Consider the following 18,520-nt stretch of genomic DNA (forward strand, 5'->3'; position numbering starts at 1 on the left):
TTATAAATAATAAAACTATATTTGTAACAATACGTATAATACGTAACACCTTTTGATTAAAAAATGACTAAAAGTCAAAAAGCAATTATAGCAAGTGCTAAATCTTTATTCTGGAAGTATGGCTTAAAAAAAGTCACCGTAGAAGAGATTTGTGACAAAGCAGGAGTAAGTAAAATGACCTTTTACAGACGCTTTGTAAATAAAGAACATGCAGCAGAAGAGATATTGGAAGAGATTTTAGAGGAAAATCTCAGAAAGTATAATGCTGTAATGAGTACTAATAAGCCATTCCCTGAAAAAATAAATGAAATCCTTCATCTAAAGCATCAAGAATCTAAAAATTTAAGCAAAGAATTTATCAATGAAATTCTTACTGAAGATGAATCCGCTTTAAGTGAACTTATTCAAAAATTCAGTATAAAAAGTCACAGTTTAATGCTAGAGGATTTTGAAAAAGCCAAAAAAGAAGGATGGGTAAGGAAAGATCTGAGGCCTGAATTTATCATGGACATGTTGGGGATAATCAAAGCCAGAATGCAAGATGAAAATTTCCTAAAAATGTTTAATTCAATGGATGAAGCGATCATGGAGTTAAGCAATTTTTTCTTCTATGGAATATTCGTAAAAAGATGATGCATGAAAAAGATCATCATCATATCATTAATTGCTCTACTTTCAGTTCAACTTAAAGCTCAACTAAACTGGAATGGGCAAGTATCTGCCTTCACCAATTTCAGCCCTGATAATCAATACTCTCTTTTCTTAGGGGGTAGGTATATTCCTGAAATTAACTATATCCATTCATTAGATTCAGGCAAAAGCTTCGATATCTTAGCGTCTGTAGATTTAAATGGCTCTATTTTATCTGATCCCTTTCAAGACCAAATTTATAATGGCGCTTTAAATCCTTACAGGTTTTGGACGCGCTATTCTGGTCAGAATTATCAAGTTCGAATTGGGTTACAGAAAATTGATTTCGGTGTTTCTACCTTGCTAAGACCTTTACAATGGTTTAATCAAATAGACCCCAGAGATCCCTTAGCTTTAACCAATGGGGTTTACGGTATAATGGGTAAGTATTATTTCAAAAATAATGCGAACATCTGGGCGTGGGGCTTATACGGTAATGAAAAAAGACGAGGCTTTGATGCGATTGCTACTAATGATAAAATCCCTGAATTTGGTGGCCGATTGCAATTACCTATCCTAACTGGTGAAATAGGCCTTACCTATCATCACAGAAAAGCCGATGCAAGCAATTTTATCAATGAATCCATTTACCAGGAAATTGCGGAAAATAGGTTTGCTCTAGATCTTAAACTCGACTGGATAGTCGGTTTTTGGGTGGAATCAACTTATATCCATAAAGCAGAAAACCTTGGCCCTTTAACTAACCAAAATTTAATAAATATCGGGTCGGACTACACTTTTGGACTAGGGAATGGATTGACAATTATTGCAGAAAATCTGCTTTATGGTAGTAGTGAAGAAGCTTTTTCAAGTGATTATTCCAACATCACAGCTATGAGCCTAAATTATCCATTTAGCTTTTTCGATAGTATCAGCAGTCTTGCTTACTATAATTGGGATTCCAATAGCACTACATTTTTTGTTAATTATCAACATCAGTTTAATAAAATCATTGGATACCTAATGGCCTACTATAATCCTTCGGATTTTCAGGGTATTCAACAAAATGAATTAGTTAATAACTTTTCTGGCCCCGGGGTCAGACTAATGTTAGTTTATAATCACTAAACTCTTGAACATGGAACCTATCATAAAAATTGAAAATGTCACCAAGAAATTCCCAGAAGGAGAAGGGGAATTTACAGCCTTAAGAGATATTAATCTCAATTTTGAAAAAGGTGAATTTACGGGTATTGTTGGACCAAGTGGTTCTGGAAAAACTACTTTACTTAACATTATTGGATCATTAGATAAACCCACATCAGGCAATGCTTGGGTCATGAATAAAAATATTGCAGAATTAAGCCACAAGGAATCTGCTCAACTTCGGAATCTTCACCTTGGTTTTATATTTCAAGTATATAATCTTCTGCCAGTTTATACCGTTTTTGAAAATGTTGAATTTGCGCTTCTTCTTCAAAATAAAAGCAAAGAAGAAAGAAGAAAAGCAGTAATGCAGGCCCTAGAGTGGGTAGGGTTAGAAAATATTGCTAATAAAAAGCCTTCAAAATTATCAGGAGGTGAAGGCCAAAGAGTAGCGATTGCCCGTGCAATGGTAAAAGAACCTAAAATAGTATTAGCTGATGAGCCCACTGCTAATTTAGATGCTGCAAATGCACATGCCATTATTCAAACCATGAAAAAGCTTAATGCAGAACTAGGCACTACATTTCTTTTCTCTACTCATGATGAAAAAGTAATGCAGTATTTAAACCGAATCATACATCTTGAAGGAGGAAGGGTCGATAAAGACGAACTTATAACATCTCAAAAAGCTGTATCATGAAACTCGCATTTCAATTAGCTTACAGGAATTTGGTTGGTGCAGGATTACGCACTTGGCTAAATGTTGGGATTCTGGCCTTTACATTTATCATCATCATCTTTTTTAATGCGTATCTAGATGGCTGGAATTTGCAAGCACAACGCGAAAGTATAAAGTGGGAATATGGCAGTGGTCAATTAAGATATCATGATTATGATCCACTTGATCCTTTTTCAATTAAGGATGCTCATGGTAATCTAGACAATCAAAAAAAGGATGGTCTTATCCCCGTTTTAATTCAGCAAGGATCTCTTTACCCAGAAGGTAGAATGATTTCTATTTTAATGAAAGGAATAGAAGAAGATCAAACTTTACTAGAATTACCTACCTCTTCATTTACTTCCTCTCAAGGGAATATTCCAGCAATCATTGGTAAAAGAATGGCAAGCTCCAACAAACTAGAAATTGGAGATAAGGTACTTTTAAGATGGCGAGATAAGAACGGAACTTTTGATGCAGCTGAAATCACTATAGTCGATATTTTTGACACAGATGTTAGCAATGTAGATGTCAGTCAGATTTGGATCCCAATTGAAAAACTTTGGGAAATGACAGGTTTAAAAGGAGAGGCAACCTATTTTGTAGCCAATGAAAATTACAATGCTGCTGATCTTGAAAACTGGAATTTTAAATCTAGAACTGAATTACTAAAGCAATTACAAGAAATCATTGAAATGAAGAGTGCGAGTACTTCCATACTCTATCTTTTGCTTTTAGGAATAGCACTTCTGGCCATTTTTGATACTCAAGTATTATCTATTTTCAGAAGACAGAAAGAAATTGGGACTTATATCGCATTAGGTATGACGCGCTGGCAAGTAGTTCAATTATTTACAATTGAAGGAAGTATGTACAGTATTATGGCCAGCATAATTGGGGCCATAATCGGAGCTCCAATATTCTGGTATTTTGCAAGCACTGGTATCGGAATGCCAGACTATATAACCCAACAGGATATGGGAGTTACAATTGCTCAGCGTATTTATCCTGCTTTTACAATTGGCTTGATAATAGGCACTATTGCATTAGTGGTTATCTCTGCCACTATCGTTAGTTTCATTCCTTCAAGGAATATCGCAAAAATGGATCCCGTTGAAGCATTAAAAGGTAAAGTGCAATGATACAGTTTATTTTAAAAGGAATATTACGAGATAAAAACAGAAGCCTTTTACCCATTGTAATTGTGGCTTTAGGCGTTACACTCACCGTATTTTTAAGTGGTTATTTGGCAGGGGTTTTTCAAGATGTAATCCAGCAAAATGCACGATTTGAAACAGGTCATGTAAAGATCATGAGTAAGCCCTACGCGCAAAATAAAGATCAATTACCGATTGATTTAGCCTTGTTAAACACCGAAAAACTTAAAAAAGAACTTCAGAGTGCATATCCTGATATGCAATGGGTTCAAAGAATTAAATTCGGGGGGCTTTTAGATGTGCCTGATGAAAATGGTAATAGCAGAAGCCAGGGCCCAGCTTCAGTCATGGCGATTTCAATTCTCTCTGATAATAATGAAATAGAAAGGCTAAACATTAAGAATTCAGTTATCAAAGGAGGCATACCAACTAAAAGTGGCGATGTACTCATCTCAAATGACTTTGCAAATAAGTTGGATATTAAAATTGGAGATGAAATCACCTATGTAGGTTCCACTATGTATGGGAGTATGGCCTTTCAGAATTATAGAGTATCAGGAACGGTTGAATTTGGAAATGTCGGCTTTGATAAAGGCGCTATTATCATGGATGTTTCGGATGCACAGCAAATCTTAAACATGGAAGATGGCGCAACTGAAATATTAGGTTATTTTGGTAATAGTCAATATGAAAGTGATCGAGCTAATTCAATTGCTGAAAATTTTAATACTAAATATAAAAACTCAGAAGATGAGTTTGCTCCAGAAATGTTCAGCTTAGAAGAGCAAAACGGATTAGGTGAAATTCTAGCCTACAGCAATTATATGTCTCAAATCATAGTCACAGTTCTAATATTTGCGATGTCAGTTGTTTTATGGAATACTGGTTTGCTTGGAGGTTTAAGACGATATAAAGAATATGGAATTAGGCTTGCACTAGGCGAATCAAAAGGAAGCATTTATCGGAAATCCATAATAGAAGCGGTATTGATAGGTGCAATTGGAAGTACACTTGGTACCTTCCTAGGATTGATCGCTACTTATTATATGCAAGAAGTAGGCCTCGATATAAGTGATTTAATGGATAAATCAAGTATGATTATGCCATCAACTATTCGAGCTAAAATTATCCCTAATCAAATTTACATTGGTTTCATTCCAGGAGTATTAGCAATGGTTTTAGGCAATATGCTTTCTGGAATGGGAATATATAAAAGAGAAACTGCCAACTTATTTAAAGAATTAGAAGTATGAAAACCTTTAGAGTATTAAGTCTAATCAGCTGTTTATTATTTATATCTGTTATTGCTCATGGGCAAATTACAGCTAATGAAATTCTGGATAGAGTAAAAGAAAATATGAACTCAGAATCAACCATTACAGAATCAAAGATGGTGATTAGAGGAAAGCGAAATACTCGTGAGATTGTATCGAAAGGCTACGCAGAAGGAAATGAAAAATCCTTTACTGAGTATTTATCTCCTGAAAGAGAAAAAGGCACTAAAATGCTGAAATTGGAAGACAAATTATGGATATATAATCCATCAACAGATAGAACCATTCAATTATCGGGGCATATGTTAAGGCAATCTGTGATGGGATCTGATTTATCGTATGAGGATATGATGGAGGATAGAGAACTGATAGAAATATATGATGCCACGATTATAGGAGAAGAGAAAATAGGAGATCGTAATTGCTATATTTTAGAATTAAATGCAAAAGTTGAAGACGCTAGCTATCAAAAAAGAAAAACCTGGGTAGATACTGAACGCTTTATTCCTCTTAAAGAAGAATTATTTGCCAAAAGTGGTCAGCTCTTAAAGAGAGTTAGCCTAAGTGATATTCAAAAATTAGACGGGCGTTGGTACCCTACCAAAATAAATTATAAGGATATGTTGATGAGCGGAGAAGGTACTGACTTTATTGTATTAAATATTGAATTCAATCCAGAAATACCAGATTATATTTTCAATAAAGCCTCCTTGAAAAGATAAAATGGAGCCTCAAAATGAGGCTCCATTCAAATTTTAACAGCTAATTTTATCCACTCTTCTTCCGTGTCTACCCCCTTCAAAATCAGTAGTTAAGAATGTTTTGACAATTGATTCTGCTTTATCATAATCGATAAAGCGAGCAGGAATACAAATTATATTAGCATTATTATGTTGACGAGCTAGAGCTGCTAATTCTTCCTCCCAAGCAATTGCTGCTCTAATATCTTGATGTTTGTTAGCAGTCATGGCTACTCCATTAGCACTACCACACAACAAAATTCCCAAAGTTTGCTCTTTCTTTTCAACGGCCTCAGCTAAAGGATGTACATGATCTGGGTAATCAACAGACGCATCTGAATCTGGCCCAAAATCTTTAACTTCATGACCTTCTTTTTCTAGAAATGCCACTAACTTTTTTTTGTATTCAAATCCGGCATGATCGCCACCTATTGCTACTTTCATTTTATCTTAATTTTTTATTTATTTCTCCCAAAAGCGATCCGCCTTACTTTCCTCAAAATGAGTAGTTAATATTTTTTGTTCTACTTCATTCAACTCCTTATCTCTTCTTTCCATAACTTTTTCAGCAACCTCAAAAGCTTTTTTTAATTGAAAAGTTGAAAATCCTGCAGAACCTCCCCAAGCAAATGATGGAATAAAATTACGGGGAAATCCTCCACCGAAAATATTAGCACTTACGCCCACCACAGTACCCGTATTGAACATAGTATTAATTCCACATTTAGAATGATCTCCCATCATCAAACCACAAAATTGTAAACCTGTGTCTTTGAAACCACCTTTGGCATAATCCCAAAGCTTTACATTCGCATAATTATTTTTCAAATTAGAAGTATTGGTATCAGCACCTAAATTACACCACTCTCCTACTACAGAATTACCGATGAATCCATCATGTCCTTTACTAGAATAGCCAAAGAATACAGAGTTACTAACTTCTCCACCTACTTTGCAAAAAGGACCTATAGTTGAATCCCCTTTTATTTTAGCTCCCATATTAACATGAGAATTATCAAGCATTGCAAATGGCCCTTTAATGATGGCTCCTTCATGAATTTGAGCATTTTTCCCAATATAAATCGGCCCATTTTCAGCATTTAAAATTGCTGCTTTTATGGATGCTCCTTCTTCAATAAATATATTTTTCTCACCATAAACACGTGTATGCTCATCATTTACATGCTGAGTATTTCTGCCTTTCGTCAGTATTTCGAAATCACTTCTAATTTCAGCAGCATTTTTCTGAAAGATGTGCCAGCTCTGAGTAATCATTGTGATTTCACCATCGTATTCAGCAGCCTCTTCTAATTTCTGGCTTGGATTAAAGAAATCTATTTCTTCTTCAGTAGCAGCAGCACAGATTAAAACTCCATCCTTTTTTAGACTTGCTCCCAACTGAATTGCCTTCACTAAATCAGGGTTAGGACAAACAGAACTATTAATTAATATATTCCTAGCATCCCTTTTAGCAGGGTATTTCTCAGATAATTCAGGGGTAGAAATATGTGAGACATTGCTTTCAAGATGCGTTTCCCATTTCTCTCTAATGGTTAATATCCCTACTCTTATTTCAGAAATAGGACGAGTGAAGGTAAAGGGCTTAAGTTGATTTCTAAAGTCGGCTTGTTCTATTAGTAAATAGTTCATATCACAAAATTAAAAGCTTCATTGAAATATTCGTCTAATAAGTCAGGAAATTAAAGAAGCAAAAATCATCCAATAAAAAAGCCCATAAAAATATGGGCTTTTTTAGTTTAATAACACATCAATATTTATTCTTCCATTACAAATTTCTCTAGCAGAGTACGAACCTCTTCATTATTCTCCACAGCATATTTAGCATAAGAAAAACCACTTCCCACTTTTACTGATAAAGCATCATTAGGAAGCGCCTCAAAGGTATCTTCATCCGTTCTATCATCGCCAAAAGCCATGATGAAATCAGTTTTTTCTCCTTTTAATCTTTCAATCGCTGCTTTTCCTTTATTGATAACAGAAGGTTTTACTTCCACTACATGATCACCTTCAATAACATCAAGGCCTTTATTGGTCATAAAATGTTTTAAATGACTAGATAATTCACTTGATCTTAAATCCCCTAATCCCTTTTCTACTTTTCTATAATGCCAAACTAAGGTATGTTCCTTTTCTTCAAGAAAGGAACCCGGTGTTCTCTGAATATAAAACTCTAAAATATCACGTGCTTCATTCTTCCAGCTATCCTCTTGTAGGTTTCCATTTACCTCCCATTTAGCTCCCGCTCTTTTGGTTTTGATCCCATGCTCAGCAATCAAATCAATATTGAACTCATCTAACCATTCTTCAAGTGTTGCCGCTTTGCGTCCGCTAATCACTACTACTTTAGCTTTTACTGCTAATTGATGGAGAATTTGAGATAATTCCGCATCTGGCGCACAATCATCAGGATTTTCATTAAATGGCATTAATGTACCATCATAATCCAAGAAGATGATTGGATTTTTAGCCTTTTTAAAATCCTTAGTAATTGAATTCTTCAACTCATCATCAAGCCTTTTTGTAGCCATTGATTGCTGTCTTTCTTTGAGGTCTTTCAAATTATTCATGAACAGATCTACCCATTGAAAAATGGTGTATTTCTTAACCGTTTTCTGCATGATTTTCATCCTGCGCTTCTGTTCGGCTAAAGGCATTTCTAATGCTCTTTTGATGGCTTCCACCATTTCATTTTCATCATTAGGATTGACCAAAATAGCGTCAGATAGCTCTTTTGAAGCACCCGCCATCTCACTCAAGATCAGCACCCCATCTTCATTTTCTCGGCTTGCTATATATTCTTTACACACCAGATTCATTCCGTCACGCTTAGGGGTAATCATGGCTATTTTACACATTCTATAAAAGGCTGAAAGATCATCAAGAGGGAAACTTCTATAATAAAAATGCACTGGGACATAATTAATGGTTCCGTATTTACCGTTCACATGGCCCACTAAGAATTCAACCTGTTCTTTTAGTGCTTTATAACTTGCTACCTGATCTCTGGATGGTACTACAATTAAGAATAAAGAAACTCTACCCTGATATTCAGGATATTTTTCCAAAAACTTATCGAATGCTTGTAATCTACCCGGAATACCTTTAGAGTAATCAAGCCTATCCATTGATAAAATCAATTCTTGATTTCCGAGAGAATCTCGGTATGATATTTCTTTTGCTTTGGCCAATTGGCTGGTAGCAGATTCTAGATATTTGTCATAATCTATTCCCATTGGAAGCGAATCAGCTTCTACTAATCGGTTTTTAACCAGAATTTGATTTCGCTCGTAACTGTAACCTGCTAATCGATGACAGCTACTGAGGAAATGGCGCATATCATCGTAAGTATGAAATCCTATATAATCAGCACCTAAAACACCGTTTAATAATTTCTTACGCCAAGGTATCATTCTAAATACCTCATAAGAGGGGAATGGAATGTGCTGAAAGAAGCCTATGGTTACATTAGGAAATTGCTTTCTCAACATATTAGGTACTAACATCAACTGATAATCATGTACCCAAATGATATCATCAGGCTCTAACCATTTTGAAATAGCATCTGCAAACTTTCTATTAGCATTATAATAAGCTTCCCACTCTTCATCTTTAAAACGCATATGATGGATGAAGTAATGAAAAGCAGGCCACAGAGTTTGATTGCTGAAGCCTAAATAGAATTCATCTACATCATGCTCCGTCAAAAATACTGGCCTCATGTTTCGGTTGATCAGTTCTTTTTCAACCTCTTCCTCCTCTTCATGGCTTAATGAAATTCCAGGCCATCCTATCCAAATGTTATTGCCTTCTTTATAAATGGATCCAAGTCCTGTTGCTAAACCACCCTCACTTGTTTTATATACTTTTTGTCCATCTTCCTTTTCAATTCGAATCGGAAGCCTGTTCGATACTATTATAGTTTTTGCCATAGGTAAATAGTTAAGTATACAATTTAATTGATATGGCCTTTAATTCATAAGAGAAATGGCATTCATTTTTGATTTAGATAATATGGAATAAAAAATGGCCTATTTCATTAAGAACTTGATTAGCTTCATGCTATTCTCATCAAATGGCGGGTATTTCTTTTTTAAGTCGAACCAAGTACCTGATTTTAAAATTGATTTTTCATTAGAGAAAGTCAAGAACCCTGATTTTCCATGATAGCTTCCGCTTCCGCTATTTCCTACACCTCCAAATGGTAATTCAGGATTAGCAAGATGGACAACCGTATTGTTTACTGCACCTCCACCAAATCTTATGCGATCTAAGAAATAATTTTCAGTTTTCTTATTGGATGTGAAAATGTAGAAGGCTAACGGATCAGGATTTTTTTGGATAATTTCCACTGCATCCTCATTTTTGGAATAAGTAAAAATGGGTAGAATTGGCCCAAATATCTCTTCTTGGAATAATTTATCATTCTCAGTAATACCTTCTATCAAAGTAGGTTCAATCTTTCTCTTTTCATCATCAAATCCTCCGCCAAATACAATTTTTCCTTCATTTAAGTAAGACTTTAAGGTATCATATCTCTTCTGATTAACGATTTGAGTAAGGTCTTTACTTTCAGTTGGAGAAATACCATAAAACTCCATCATAGTAGCTCTTAACTCATCTAAGAAATCTTCCTTAATTTGTTCATGCACTAATAAATAATCAGGAGCAACGCATGTTTGTCCTGCGTTTAATAGCTTACCAAAAGAGATTCTTCTTGCTGCCACGGTTAAATCTGCCTTTTCATCAATTATTGCTGGTGATTTTCCTCCAAGCTCAAGTGTAGTAGGTACTAATTGTGGCGCTGCTAGTTCCGCTATAATTCTACCCACAGGAACACTACCCGTGAAAAAGACATGATCAAATCTATTTTCTTTCATTAACTGGGGCACAACCACTCTTCCTTCACCCATTACCACAGCCAAAAACTCTGAATTAAAGTTTTCTGAGATTAATTTTTGCACCAGATTAGATATATGAGGTGTTTCTTCTGGTGGTTTTATGATAGCCGTATTCCCTGCTGCTATAGCCGCTACAACTGGAGCTAAAAGGAGTTGAAAAGGATAATTCCAGGGTCCTATGATTAAAGTTACACCTTTGGGTTCATAAATAATTTTACTTTTTGACGGGAAATGAACCAGTGATGTACTCACTTTTTTTGGTTTCATCCAACTTCTTAGATGCTTTAGTGTGAAATTGATTTCATCATATAAAAACCCAATTTCTGTTACATAGCTTTCAAATGGTGGTTTACCAAAATCTTTTGCTAATGCATCCATAATAGCTTCTTCATTAGCCTTAATGATAGATTTTAGTTTTTCAAGTTGTCCTTTTCTAAAGCTATAATCCTTAGTTTTTTGGTCATTAAAAAAAGCCTTTTGAGCTTTAAATATTTCTTTTTGCTTTTCTAAAGGGGTGTTAGCTATAGTTGTAATATCTTCCTTTTCTTTATTTTCAATAAGTTCTGTATTCATATCTGATTTCTTTAATAATCAAAACACTATTTAAGTGCTTAAAATTTCTAGATAAGCATAAAAAGCATTTTTTAAGTTAAGAAATTTATTCAAAATCTCATGAATTAGACCAGAAGCCTATAAAACTTTTTTTATTTATCAAGGCATGATTAACTTGAAGACTTAACTTTGTAATATGAAATTAACTCAGCTACTAGGTCTAGTTTTAATTACTATCTTCTCATTTGCAGCATGTGAATCAGATTACTATCCCAAACCTAATGGATATAATAGAATCGATTTGCCAGCTCATCAATATCAAAATTTACCAGATTCATTCCCTTACACATTTGAATATTCAAAGCACGCTAAAATTCTGCCTGATACATCTTATATTAGGGAACGTTATTGGTTTGCTTTATTTTATCCTGATTTTATAGCTGAAGTACACATAACTTACAAACCGCTAAATAATAACAGAGATTCTTTGAGAGCAAATATTGATGACGCATACAAACTCACTACAAAACATCAAATAAAAGCTAGTTCTATTCAGGAAACAATCATGATTACACCTTCTGGTAAAAAGGTTTCGCTAGCTGAATTAAAAGGGGATGTGCCTAGTCAATTCCAATTTTACACTACAGATTCTACTACCCACTTTTTAAGAGGTGCATTATATTTTAGAACAGCAACAGCAAATGATTCGTTGGCACCTGTGATAGAATATGTAAAAAAAGACATAGTCCACAGTTTAAATACTTTAGAGTGGAAAACGGATGGCTTCATTCTTTAAAACCCCTATAGAATATTTAAAGGGAGTAGGTCCTCAAAAAGCCAGTTTACTTAATAAAGAACTGCAAATTTTCACTTATGCTGATTTATTACAGCATTATCCTTTTCGCTATGAAGACCGAACAAAGTTTTATAGCATACGAGAATTAAATGATCAGATGTCCAATGTGCAAATCAAAGGACAAATCCGATCAAAGCAGATCGTTGGAGGCGGAAGAAAACAAAGATTAGTAGTTCAGTTTGCCGATGAAACCGGAACTGTTGAACTGGTTTGGTTTAAGGGAATAAACTGGATAAGTCCTAAATTGAAAAGTGGAATTGAATATGTAGTTTTCGGACAACCCAATCGGTTTGGCAGCAAATTCAACATTGCCCATCCAGAAATAGAGGTTTTAACTCCTGCACTTTCACAACAAGAATTTCTGCAACCTGTATACTCCACAACGGAAATGCTGAGGAAGAAATTTTTGGATAGCAAAGCCATTTTTAAGCTTCAAAAAGCATTATTAAAAGAAGCATATAATAGAATCCCTGAAACACTTCCTCTTTCAATTATTCAGCAATATGGATTTTTAAGTAAGAAAGATGCTGTAGCTCAAATTCATGTGCCAAAAAATCAACAGCTTTTGCATAAAGCTAGATTTAGAATGAAGTTTGATGAATTTTTCTTTATGCAGCTTCGCTTACTGATGCAAAAGCAAGTCAGGCTAGAAAAATTCAAAGGCCAGGTCTTTCAAAACACTGATTTATTAACCACTTTTTATAATGATCACCTTCCCTTTGAACTTACCGGTGCCCAGAAGAAGGTGATAAAAGAGATATTTGCAGATTTCAAAAGTGGGAAGCAAATGAATCGTTTGCTTCAAGGGGATGTGGGAAGTGGAAAAACAATTGTTGCCTTTATTTCCTCCTTGATTGCCATTGATAGCGGTGCCCAAGTGGCCTTAATGGCTCCTACTCAAATTTTGGCCACTCAGCACTATGAAGGATTGAAAGAGTTCGCTGATGAAATTGGAGTAAGTATTGCATTGCTTACAGGCTCCACCAAAACAAAGGCTAGAAGAGAAATTCATGAGGATTTAAAAACTGGCGAATTAAAAATATTAGTTGGGACTCATGCCTTACTGGAAGAAGTAGTTCAGTTCCAAAATTTAGGACTTGCCATAGTGGATGAGCAGCATCGGTATGGAGTAGCACAACGAGCTCGCTTGTGGAAGAAAAATGAAAACTTTGTACCTCATGTTTTAATCATGACGGCAACGCCTATACCAAGAACCTTATCCATGTCAGTTTATGGCGACCTTGATATTTCCATTATAGATGAACTACCAGCTGGAAGAAAAGCTATTAAAACCATTCATCAGTATGACTCAAATCGACTGAAATTGAATGGCTTTATTAAAAAAGAAATTGAAAAAGGGAGACAGATTTATATCGTTTACCCTCTTATTGAAGAATCTGAGAAATTAGATCTTAAAGATTTAATGGATGGTTATGAAAGTATTTCTAGATCTTTCCCTCAATACCCTATCAGCATTGTACATGGAAAAATGAAAGCTGAGGATAAAGATTTTGAAATGGCAAGATTTGTTAAGGGTGAAACCAAAATTATGGTGGCTACCACCGTTATTGAAGTAGGGGTAAACGTTCCTAATGCTTCAGTTATGGTAATTGAAAATGCTGAAAGGTTTGGATTAGCTCAATTGCATCAGCTTAGAGGGAGAGTTGGAAGGGGTGCTGAACAATCTTATTGTGTGCTAGTGAGTGGATATAAATTGAGTAAAGAAGCCCGAACTCGTATTGAAACCATGGTGCGTACTACCGATGGATTTGAAATTGCTCAAGTAGATATGAATTTAAGAGGGCCTGGCGATATGATGGGAACTCAACAAAGCGGTCAGCTTGATTTAATGATAGGGGATTTAAGAGAAGATGAGCCTATCTTATCTATTGCGAGACAAAGTGCCCATGACATCATTTCTAAGGATCCTGAACTTGAAAAAGAAGAAAATAAATTGATTAAAATTCAGGTGGAGCAACAGAAAAAGAAAAACTTAAACTGGAGTAGAATTTCATAAATTAAAAGAACAGGTAAAAAAACCTGTTCTTTTAATACTTTATATGAAATTTACATTTTTATTTCCACTTCTGTAGCTAAGTCTAAACCATCAGCAGCAATATCAAAAATATCTGCGTTACTGGTTTCACTGATAACAATGACACCATTATCATTTTTAGTAGCACTTGATAATTCTTCTAAAGTCACACCCGCAAACCAAACTACTGGATCAAAAGTAACTTCAGCTAATACTTGAGCTCCTTCTCCAAACACTACCCTACCTTCTTTTTCAACTTCAAAAGTTTCACCTGAATTGAATTCAAAACGAATTGGATGTGTCTCGTTATCTGAATCTGTAAACGTCCCTTCCAGAACAACAGATGGATCACTATTTTCATCCAAAAGTTCTAATTCTACTCTTGCCTCCTCATAAGTTCCGATTGGAAAAACAAGATTTTCTAAATTTGGTGAAGTTTCACCTGTTGCAAAATCAATTTCAATAACTCTTTCAATTTCAACTTCAACTGAATCTACGTCTTCCGTTTCTACCTCAAACTGAATTCTTGACAACTTAATAGTACCAGAGGTAAACTCTAAAGTGTTCGCAATAGAACGACCTGCTGAAACTGTAGAAGCGGAAGTGTTACCTTTAAAACTGAAGGAAACTGATGGGCTAGAGTTAGTTTCATCATCACAAGCAGTGAATACTAATGCGATGAATATGATTGCTAAGTATTTTACTGATTCTTTCATTTTAATTTTAGTTAATTGTTTCATTTTTGTTTCTTTTTACTCATTTCAGTTATAAAACAGTTAACAATTAAAATCTCCTACCCAAAAAATTAAAAAATACTGATTTTCATATGTAAATCCTTAAGCTAGAAGCTTGAGTTAGCATAAGTATATATCATCAAAATGTAGCCAATGCGTAATTTCTTAATATGAAGCAAACTTTCGGTATGATTTGAAAATGAAGGATAAAGCATAAATAATCCTGATATATAATATAAGAATCGAAACTGGGGTAGAATTCCATAAAAACAAAAAAGCCTTCCAGACTCAAAATCTGAAAGGCTCAGGTATTAATGTTATTTATTTATTACCCTCTAGGATCTAAAATCATATCAATCCTACTTACTAAATCTTGTAAATGATAACGTGACATCTCATCTCTCTGTCTTGCTAATCCACGGTTGATTTCAGATCTTAAGATATTCAAGTTTCCTCTTGCTAATGAAGGAATATCAGTAGTTCTTAGATCATCATCTTCAGTATTTACTAATTTACCCAACTGCTCTACAAATGTTTTCTGAAGATTTCTTCTATAGGTATCGATTGTACTTCCAGTTCTTAATTCAGAGAATATGCCTCTTCTTAAGTCCTCCATCATTTCTGTTGCTTTATAAGCATCATTTCCATTCAATACTTCATTCTCAAGAACTCTCTTCACTCTGTCAGCTTGAAATAAATTCCCAAGCGTTCTAGTTTGTAAAGCTTTAATTCTATCCACTATACCTGCAGTTTCAATACGCGTTAAAATTTCAGCGTTGATGATCCAATCAGGAGTAGCAAATAACTGCTTATTTAAAAACTCAATCGCTCTTTCTTGTTTGTCTTTAGGCGTATGGGTATAAACCGCTCCCTCTTCATCAGAGGTTTTGAAGTTCTCATACACACCACCAACATTATTAGAAACATGGCCCATGTAACGATTATATTGACCGATTACGTTTCCATACAATTCTTGTAGTTCCTCATAGTTCTTTCCTTCTTCAGTTCCCCACTCCATAAGGTTTGAAGTAATACGCTTTAAGTTTTCTATTCCTAAAGCTGATGCTCTCATAGCATCATCTCCTATATCCTCAGTTTGAGCGCTAGGATCTACCACTCCTCTTTGCTGACGACCATAATGCATTGCTCTATCATCTGCTCTTTCTAAAATCCACCCATTAAGAGTTTCTTCTTCATCATCAGCAGTTTCTACATTTGGAAGTGCTCTGTAGCCATACTCAATAGCCCATTTATCATATTCTCCAATTCTTGGGAAGAAATTAGTTACTCCATCACCTGGCTGAGCCACATAATTAAATCTAGCATAATCCATAATTGATGGTGCTACACCATGAGTTGCTGTAAAACTTGGTGATCTTAATGAATCTACTGAATAAGCAGGGCTTGATCCCATATTATGAGGTAAACCCATTGTATGTCCTACTTCGTGAGCAGCAACAAATCTTATTAACTCACCCATTAATTCTTCTTCGAATTGTATTTTTTGTGCTTCAGGATTCACTGCAGCGGTCTGAATAAAATACCAGTTTCTTAATAAGTTCATCACATTATGATACCATAAAATATCACTTTCTAAAATTTCACCCGTTCTTGGATCATGAACGTGTGGACCTTGAGCATTCTGGATATCTGTAGCGATATAGCGGATTACTGAATATCTTACATCTTCAGGACTCCAATCTGGATCTTCTTCCTTGGTTGGAGCATCTTTTGCGATTATAGCATTTTTAAAACCTGCTGCTTCAAATGCTACTTGCCAATCTTCCACACCTTGTTTAATATATTTTCTCCACTCATTAGGAGTTGCAGGGTCAATGTAATAAACAATCGGCTTTACGGGTTCAACTAGTTCCCCTCTGTTGTAAGCATCCCAATCTGATGGCTCTAATCTCCAACGTGTAATGAATCTTCTGTCACCTGCCTTGAACACATCTTTAGAATAATCAAGTTGTCTGATTGAAAAGTAACCTACTCTTTCATCAAAATTTCTTGGCACAATAGGATCCTCTGGTAAAAGAATCATTGATTGGTTCATTTCAATTGATAATGTTTCTGTGATTTCATTATCTGGAAGTTCTCCACCTTTGTATGTAAGTATATGTCTTACTTCAACATTTTCAGGAAATGCTTTACCGTGAACGATAATCGAGCGTTCTTTATCAACTCTAGATATTTTGAATGCTTTACGCTGTCTATCTGACAATGCTCCTATCATTGGAACATCAGTTGTGAAGAAATCATTAATCTTAATCACATAAGAAGAAGAATCTTTTCCTATGGTTTCAATTTTGAAGCTCTCAATAATAGGTTCAAAATTATTGTTCTTTACAGATTTATAAATAGGATCTTCTTCATTAGCAACAGAGTTGTAAGAAACAGATCTCAACAATAAATGATCATCCTTCTTTTGAAAACGGATCACTTGTTGAGGACGAGACTTCATTCCCGCACCACCGAAATTCAAGCCTTTAACATGCCCTGAAATTCTTGATACAATAAGAATTTCTTTTTCTAATATATCTGTAGGAATCTCAAAGTAGTAATCTTCTCCTACCTTGTGAAAAGTAAATAATCCCTCATCTGACTCCGCTTCGGATGTGATGATTTTTGAATAAGGCTTATATTTTGACTTTGGCCCTTTTTCCTCTTTCGATTCCTCTTTTTTCTTTTTACCAAATAGCTGAGCATTACTTTCTGAAGCAGAAAGCCCAATAAATGCTATTAAAGCAAGACTTAATATGATTTTTTTCATTGTATGTACATTTAATTTCCTGCTAAACTAACAATCTGAACGTATTATGTTTAGAATTTTAAACTCTTTTCCATGAGTGGGTAAATGTGGTATATTAAAGGGCAATACCTTTAACCTATGATTGGTGTTTACTATAAGTTTTAAGTCTAATAATTCATTTTAAAAGATTTTAAATGGATTTATATTAGTTTTGTATGGAATAATAATTTTGAATAGAAGCATGAAGAAAGCACTGTATATAATTGTAGGTCTGGGCATTATTTCATTAATCGTTTATGCTGTTTTAGGTGGTTTTAAAACGGTAGAAATTTCTGTAAATGAAAAACCACAAGTCCATATTGCTGGGACATTTTTTTCAGGCAAAATAGGCTCTGATACTTTGCAGTCTTTATTTATGCAGTCTAAAAAATTAGTGGAGACAGAAGAAACTGCAAGCTCCATTGCTATAGTTTATTTTGGTGAAGCAGATACAAAATCTGGTAAGGTGGAAAACTTCATTGGGGTAGTAGTGGGAGATGATCCTATTCATAAAATGCCTGAAAATTGGGAAATCAAATCTTTCTCTAGTAAGCAATCCATTAAAGGGTGTATTGAAGCCAATGTGTTAGCGATGCCTACTCCGGATGATATGCTTGAGGATTTAAGATCTCATGCGAGTGAGCGGAATATTCAGACAGATTCAGTTTTCATTGAATACTATCCAGGGCCGAATCAGTTGTGTGTGGAATTATTAACTACTGAGTAAGCTAATTATATATTCTTACCTTACAGACTTAATCATATCCTTAGCATGACTCGTTATAAAACTTGCACTTAAAAGATTGATTCCTAAATAAATTATAAAAACTGTATTCGTATCAAGCCCTAAATCATTAAACCCAAATTTAAGATTAAAGTATACTAAGTTTACTACCAAAATTAGAATACTAAGCTTCTTAATATATCTAAGCTTTTTGTGAAGATATTCTTTGTCTTTCATCCTATCA

16 protein-coding genes are annotated in these 18,520 nt (G+C 34.7%); 9 read left to right on the forward strand and 7 right to left on the reverse strand.

Annotation, left to right across the window (positions count from 1 at the left end; translation table 11 throughout):
• Positions 1-63 precede the first annotated feature (63 nt).
• Genes QYS47_RS00030 through QYS47_RS00055 form a run of 6 tightly spaced genes read left to right on the forward strand, consistent with a single transcriptional unit; the run spans position 64 to position 5,647 of the window.
• Positions 64-633 carry a TetR/AcrR family transcriptional regulator gene (locus QYS47_RS00030; RefSeq protein ID WP_302122338.1) on the forward strand — a complete coding sequence of 190 codons (570 nt, stop codon included), beginning with the start codon at positions 64-66 and terminating at the stop codon, positions 631-633.
• 3 nt (positions 634-636) lie between these two features.
• Positions 637-1,758, forward strand: a complete 1,122-nt coding sequence (locus QYS47_RS00035) for a hypothetical protein (RefSeq protein WP_322347274.1) — start codon at positions 637-639, stop codon at positions 1,756-1,758.
• A gap of 10 nt (positions 1,759-1,768) precedes the next feature.
• Positions 1,769-2,476 (forward strand): ABC transporter ATP-binding protein, encoded by a 708-nt coding sequence (locus tag QYS47_RS00040; protein ID WP_308358364.1) that lies wholly within the window; start codon positions 1,769-1,771, stop codon positions 2,474-2,476.
• On the forward strand, positions 2,473-3,636 hold the full coding sequence (locus tag QYS47_RS00045; RefSeq protein WP_322347275.1) for an ABC transporter permease: 1,164 nt from the start codon (positions 2,473-2,475) through the stop codon (positions 3,634-3,636). The genes QYS47_RS00040 and QYS47_RS00045 overlap by 4 nt, the downstream gene beginning before the upstream one ends.
• Positions 3,633-4,904, forward strand: a complete 1,272-nt coding sequence (locus tag QYS47_RS00050) for an ABC transporter permease (protein WP_322347276.1) — start codon at positions 3,633-3,635, stop codon at positions 4,902-4,904. The genes QYS47_RS00045 and QYS47_RS00050 overlap by 4 nt, the downstream gene beginning before the upstream one ends.
• A complete protein-coding gene (locus QYS47_RS00055) occupies positions 4,901-5,647 on the forward strand; it encodes an outer membrane lipoprotein-sorting protein (protein ID WP_322347277.1) in 747 nt (248 codons plus the stop codon). Before QYS47_RS00050 ends, QYS47_RS00055 begins: the two co-directional genes overlap by 4 nt.
• 33 nt (positions 5,648-5,680) lie before the next feature.
• On the opposite strand, the gene rpiB is transcribed toward QYS47_RS00055, so the two are convergent.
• The 4 genes from rpiB to QYS47_RS00075 form a co-directional block, all read right to left on the reverse strand.
• Positions 5,681-6,109 carry a ribose 5-phosphate isomerase B gene (rpiB, locus tag QYS47_RS00060; protein ID WP_302122321.1) on the reverse strand — a complete coding sequence of 143 codons (429 nt, stop codon included), beginning with the start codon at positions 6,107-6,109 and terminating at the stop codon, positions 5,681-5,683.
• A gap of 18 nt (positions 6,110-6,127) precedes the next feature.
• Positions 6,128-7,315 (reverse strand): GlmU family protein, encoded by a 1,188-nt coding sequence (locus QYS47_RS00065; RefSeq protein WP_322347278.1) that lies wholly within the window; start codon positions 7,313-7,315, stop codon positions 6,128-6,130.
• A 125-nt stretch (positions 7,316-7,440) separates the two neighbouring features.
• The gene (locus QYS47_RS00070) at positions 7,441-9,615 is read right to left on the reverse strand and encodes a bifunctional alpha,alpha-trehalose-phosphate synthase (UDP-forming)/trehalose-phosphatase (protein WP_322347279.1); all 2,175 of its coding nucleotides are present in this window, start codon (positions 9,613-9,615) and stop codon (positions 7,441-7,443) included.
• A gap of 99 nt (positions 9,616-9,714) precedes the next feature.
• Entirely contained in the window at positions 9,715-11,157 is a 1,443-nt protein-coding gene (locus QYS47_RS00075; RefSeq protein WP_322347280.1) for an aldehyde dehydrogenase, read from the reverse strand.
• Between the two features lie 175 nt (positions 11,158-11,332).
• On the opposite strand from QYS47_RS00075, the gene gldD reads away from it, so the two are divergent.
• Together gldD and recG are read left to right on the forward strand one after the other, a co-directional pair.
• Complete coding sequence (gene gldD, locus QYS47_RS00080; RefSeq protein WP_302122315.1) at positions 11,333-11,932, forward strand: gliding motility lipoprotein GldD; 600 nt, start codon at positions 11,333-11,335, stop codon at positions 11,930-11,932.
• Complete coding sequence (gene recG, locus QYS47_RS00085; RefSeq protein ID WP_322347281.1) at positions 11,916-14,009, forward strand: ATP-dependent DNA helicase RecG; 2,094 nt, start codon at positions 11,916-11,918, stop codon at positions 14,007-14,009. Before gldD ends, recG begins: the two co-directional genes overlap by 17 nt.
• Positions 14,010-14,059: 50 nt before the next feature.
• Here the strand turns inward: recG and QYS47_RS00090 are convergent, their stop codons facing one another.
• The gene (locus QYS47_RS00090; protein WP_308358355.1) at positions 14,060-14,767 is read right to left on the reverse strand and encodes a hypothetical protein; all 708 of its coding nucleotides are present in this window, start codon (positions 14,765-14,767) and stop codon (positions 14,060-14,062) included.
• A gap of 322 nt (positions 14,768-15,089) precedes the next feature.
• Positions 15,090-17,534, reverse strand: a complete 2,445-nt coding sequence (locus QYS47_RS00095) for a zinc-dependent metalloprotease (RefSeq protein WP_322347282.1) — start codon at positions 17,532-17,534, stop codon at positions 15,090-15,092.
• 220 nt (positions 17,535-17,754) lie between these two features.
• Here QYS47_RS00095 and QYS47_RS00100 point away from each other — a divergent pair, with 220 nt between their 5' ends.
• The gene (locus tag QYS47_RS00100; RefSeq protein WP_308358353.1) at positions 17,755-18,279 is read left to right on the forward strand and encodes a hypothetical protein; all 525 of its coding nucleotides are present in this window, start codon (positions 17,755-17,757) and stop codon (positions 18,277-18,279) included.
• A gap of 15 nt (positions 18,280-18,294) precedes the next feature.
• On the opposite strand, the gene QYS47_RS00105 is transcribed toward QYS47_RS00100, so the two are convergent.
• Positions 18,295-18,513 (reverse strand): hypothetical protein, encoded by a 219-nt coding sequence (locus QYS47_RS00105; protein ID WP_302102474.1) that lies wholly within the window; start codon positions 18,511-18,513, stop codon positions 18,295-18,297.
• Positions 18,514-18,520: the final 7 nt, after the last annotated feature.

This window comes from Marivirga arenosa (assembly GCF_030503875.2).
GTDB classification, from domain to species: domain Bacteria; phylum Bacteroidota; class Bacteroidia; order Cytophagales; family Cyclobacteriaceae; genus Marivirga; species Marivirga arenosa.

Excerpts from the sequence above, each read along its gene's own strand:
- QYS47_RS00105 (WP_302102474.1), bottom strand. The coding sequence starts at position 18,513 with ATGAAAGACAAAGAATATCTTCACAAAAAGCTTAGATATATTAAGAAG.
- QYS47_RS00055 (WP_322347277.1), top strand. The coding sequence starts at position 4,901 with ATGAAAACCTTTAGAGTATTAAGTCTAATCAGCTGTTTATTATTTATA.
- QYS47_RS00100 (WP_308358353.1), top strand. The coding sequence starts at position 17,755 with ATGAAGAAAGCACTGTATATAATTGTAGGTCTGGGCATTATTTCATTA.
- QYS47_RS00075 (WP_322347280.1), bottom strand. The coding sequence starts at position 11,157 with ATGAATACAGAACTTATTGAAAATAAAGAAAAGGAAGATATTACAACT.
- QYS47_RS00070 (WP_322347279.1), bottom strand. The coding sequence starts at position 9,615 with ATGGCAAAAACTATAATAGTATCGAACAGGCTTCCGATTCGAATTGAA.
- rpiB (WP_302122321.1), bottom strand. The coding sequence starts at position 6,109 with ATGAAAGTAGCAATAGGTGGCGATCATGCCGGATTTGAATACAAAAAA.
- QYS47_RS00045 (WP_322347275.1), top strand. The coding sequence starts at position 2,473 with ATGAAACTCGCATTTCAATTAGCTTACAGGAATTTGGTTGGTGCAGGA.
- QYS47_RS00040 (WP_308358364.1), top strand. The coding sequence starts at position 1,769 with ATGGAACCTATCATAAAAATTGAAAATGTCACCAAGAAATTCCCAGAA.
- QYS47_RS00090 (WP_308358355.1), bottom strand. The coding sequence starts at position 14,767 with ATGAAACAATTAACTAAAATTAAAATGAAAGAATCAGTAAAATACTTA.
- QYS47_RS00030 (WP_302122338.1), top strand. The coding sequence starts at position 64 with ATGACTAAAAGTCAAAAAGCAATTATAGCAAGTGCTAAATCTTTATTC.
- QYS47_RS00095 (WP_322347282.1), bottom strand. The coding sequence starts at position 17,534 with ATGAAAAAAATCATATTAAGTCTTGCTTTAATAGCATTTATTGGGCTT.
- QYS47_RS00035 (WP_322347274.1), top strand. The coding sequence starts at position 637 with ATGAAAAAGATCATCATCATATCATTAATTGCTCTACTTTCAGTTCAA.
- QYS47_RS00050 (WP_322347276.1), top strand. The coding sequence starts at position 3,633 with ATGATACAGTTTATTTTAAAAGGAATATTACGAGATAAAAACAGAAGC.
- gldD (WP_302122315.1), top strand. The coding sequence starts at position 11,333 with ATGAAATTAACTCAGCTACTAGGTCTAGTTTTAATTACTATCTTCTCA.
- recG (WP_322347281.1), top strand. The coding sequence starts at position 11,916 with ATGGCTTCATTCTTTAAAACCCCTATAGAATATTTAAAGGGAGTAGGT.
- QYS47_RS00065 (WP_322347278.1), bottom strand. The coding sequence starts at position 7,315 with ATGAACTATTTACTAATAGAACAAGCCGACTTTAGAAATCAACTTAAG.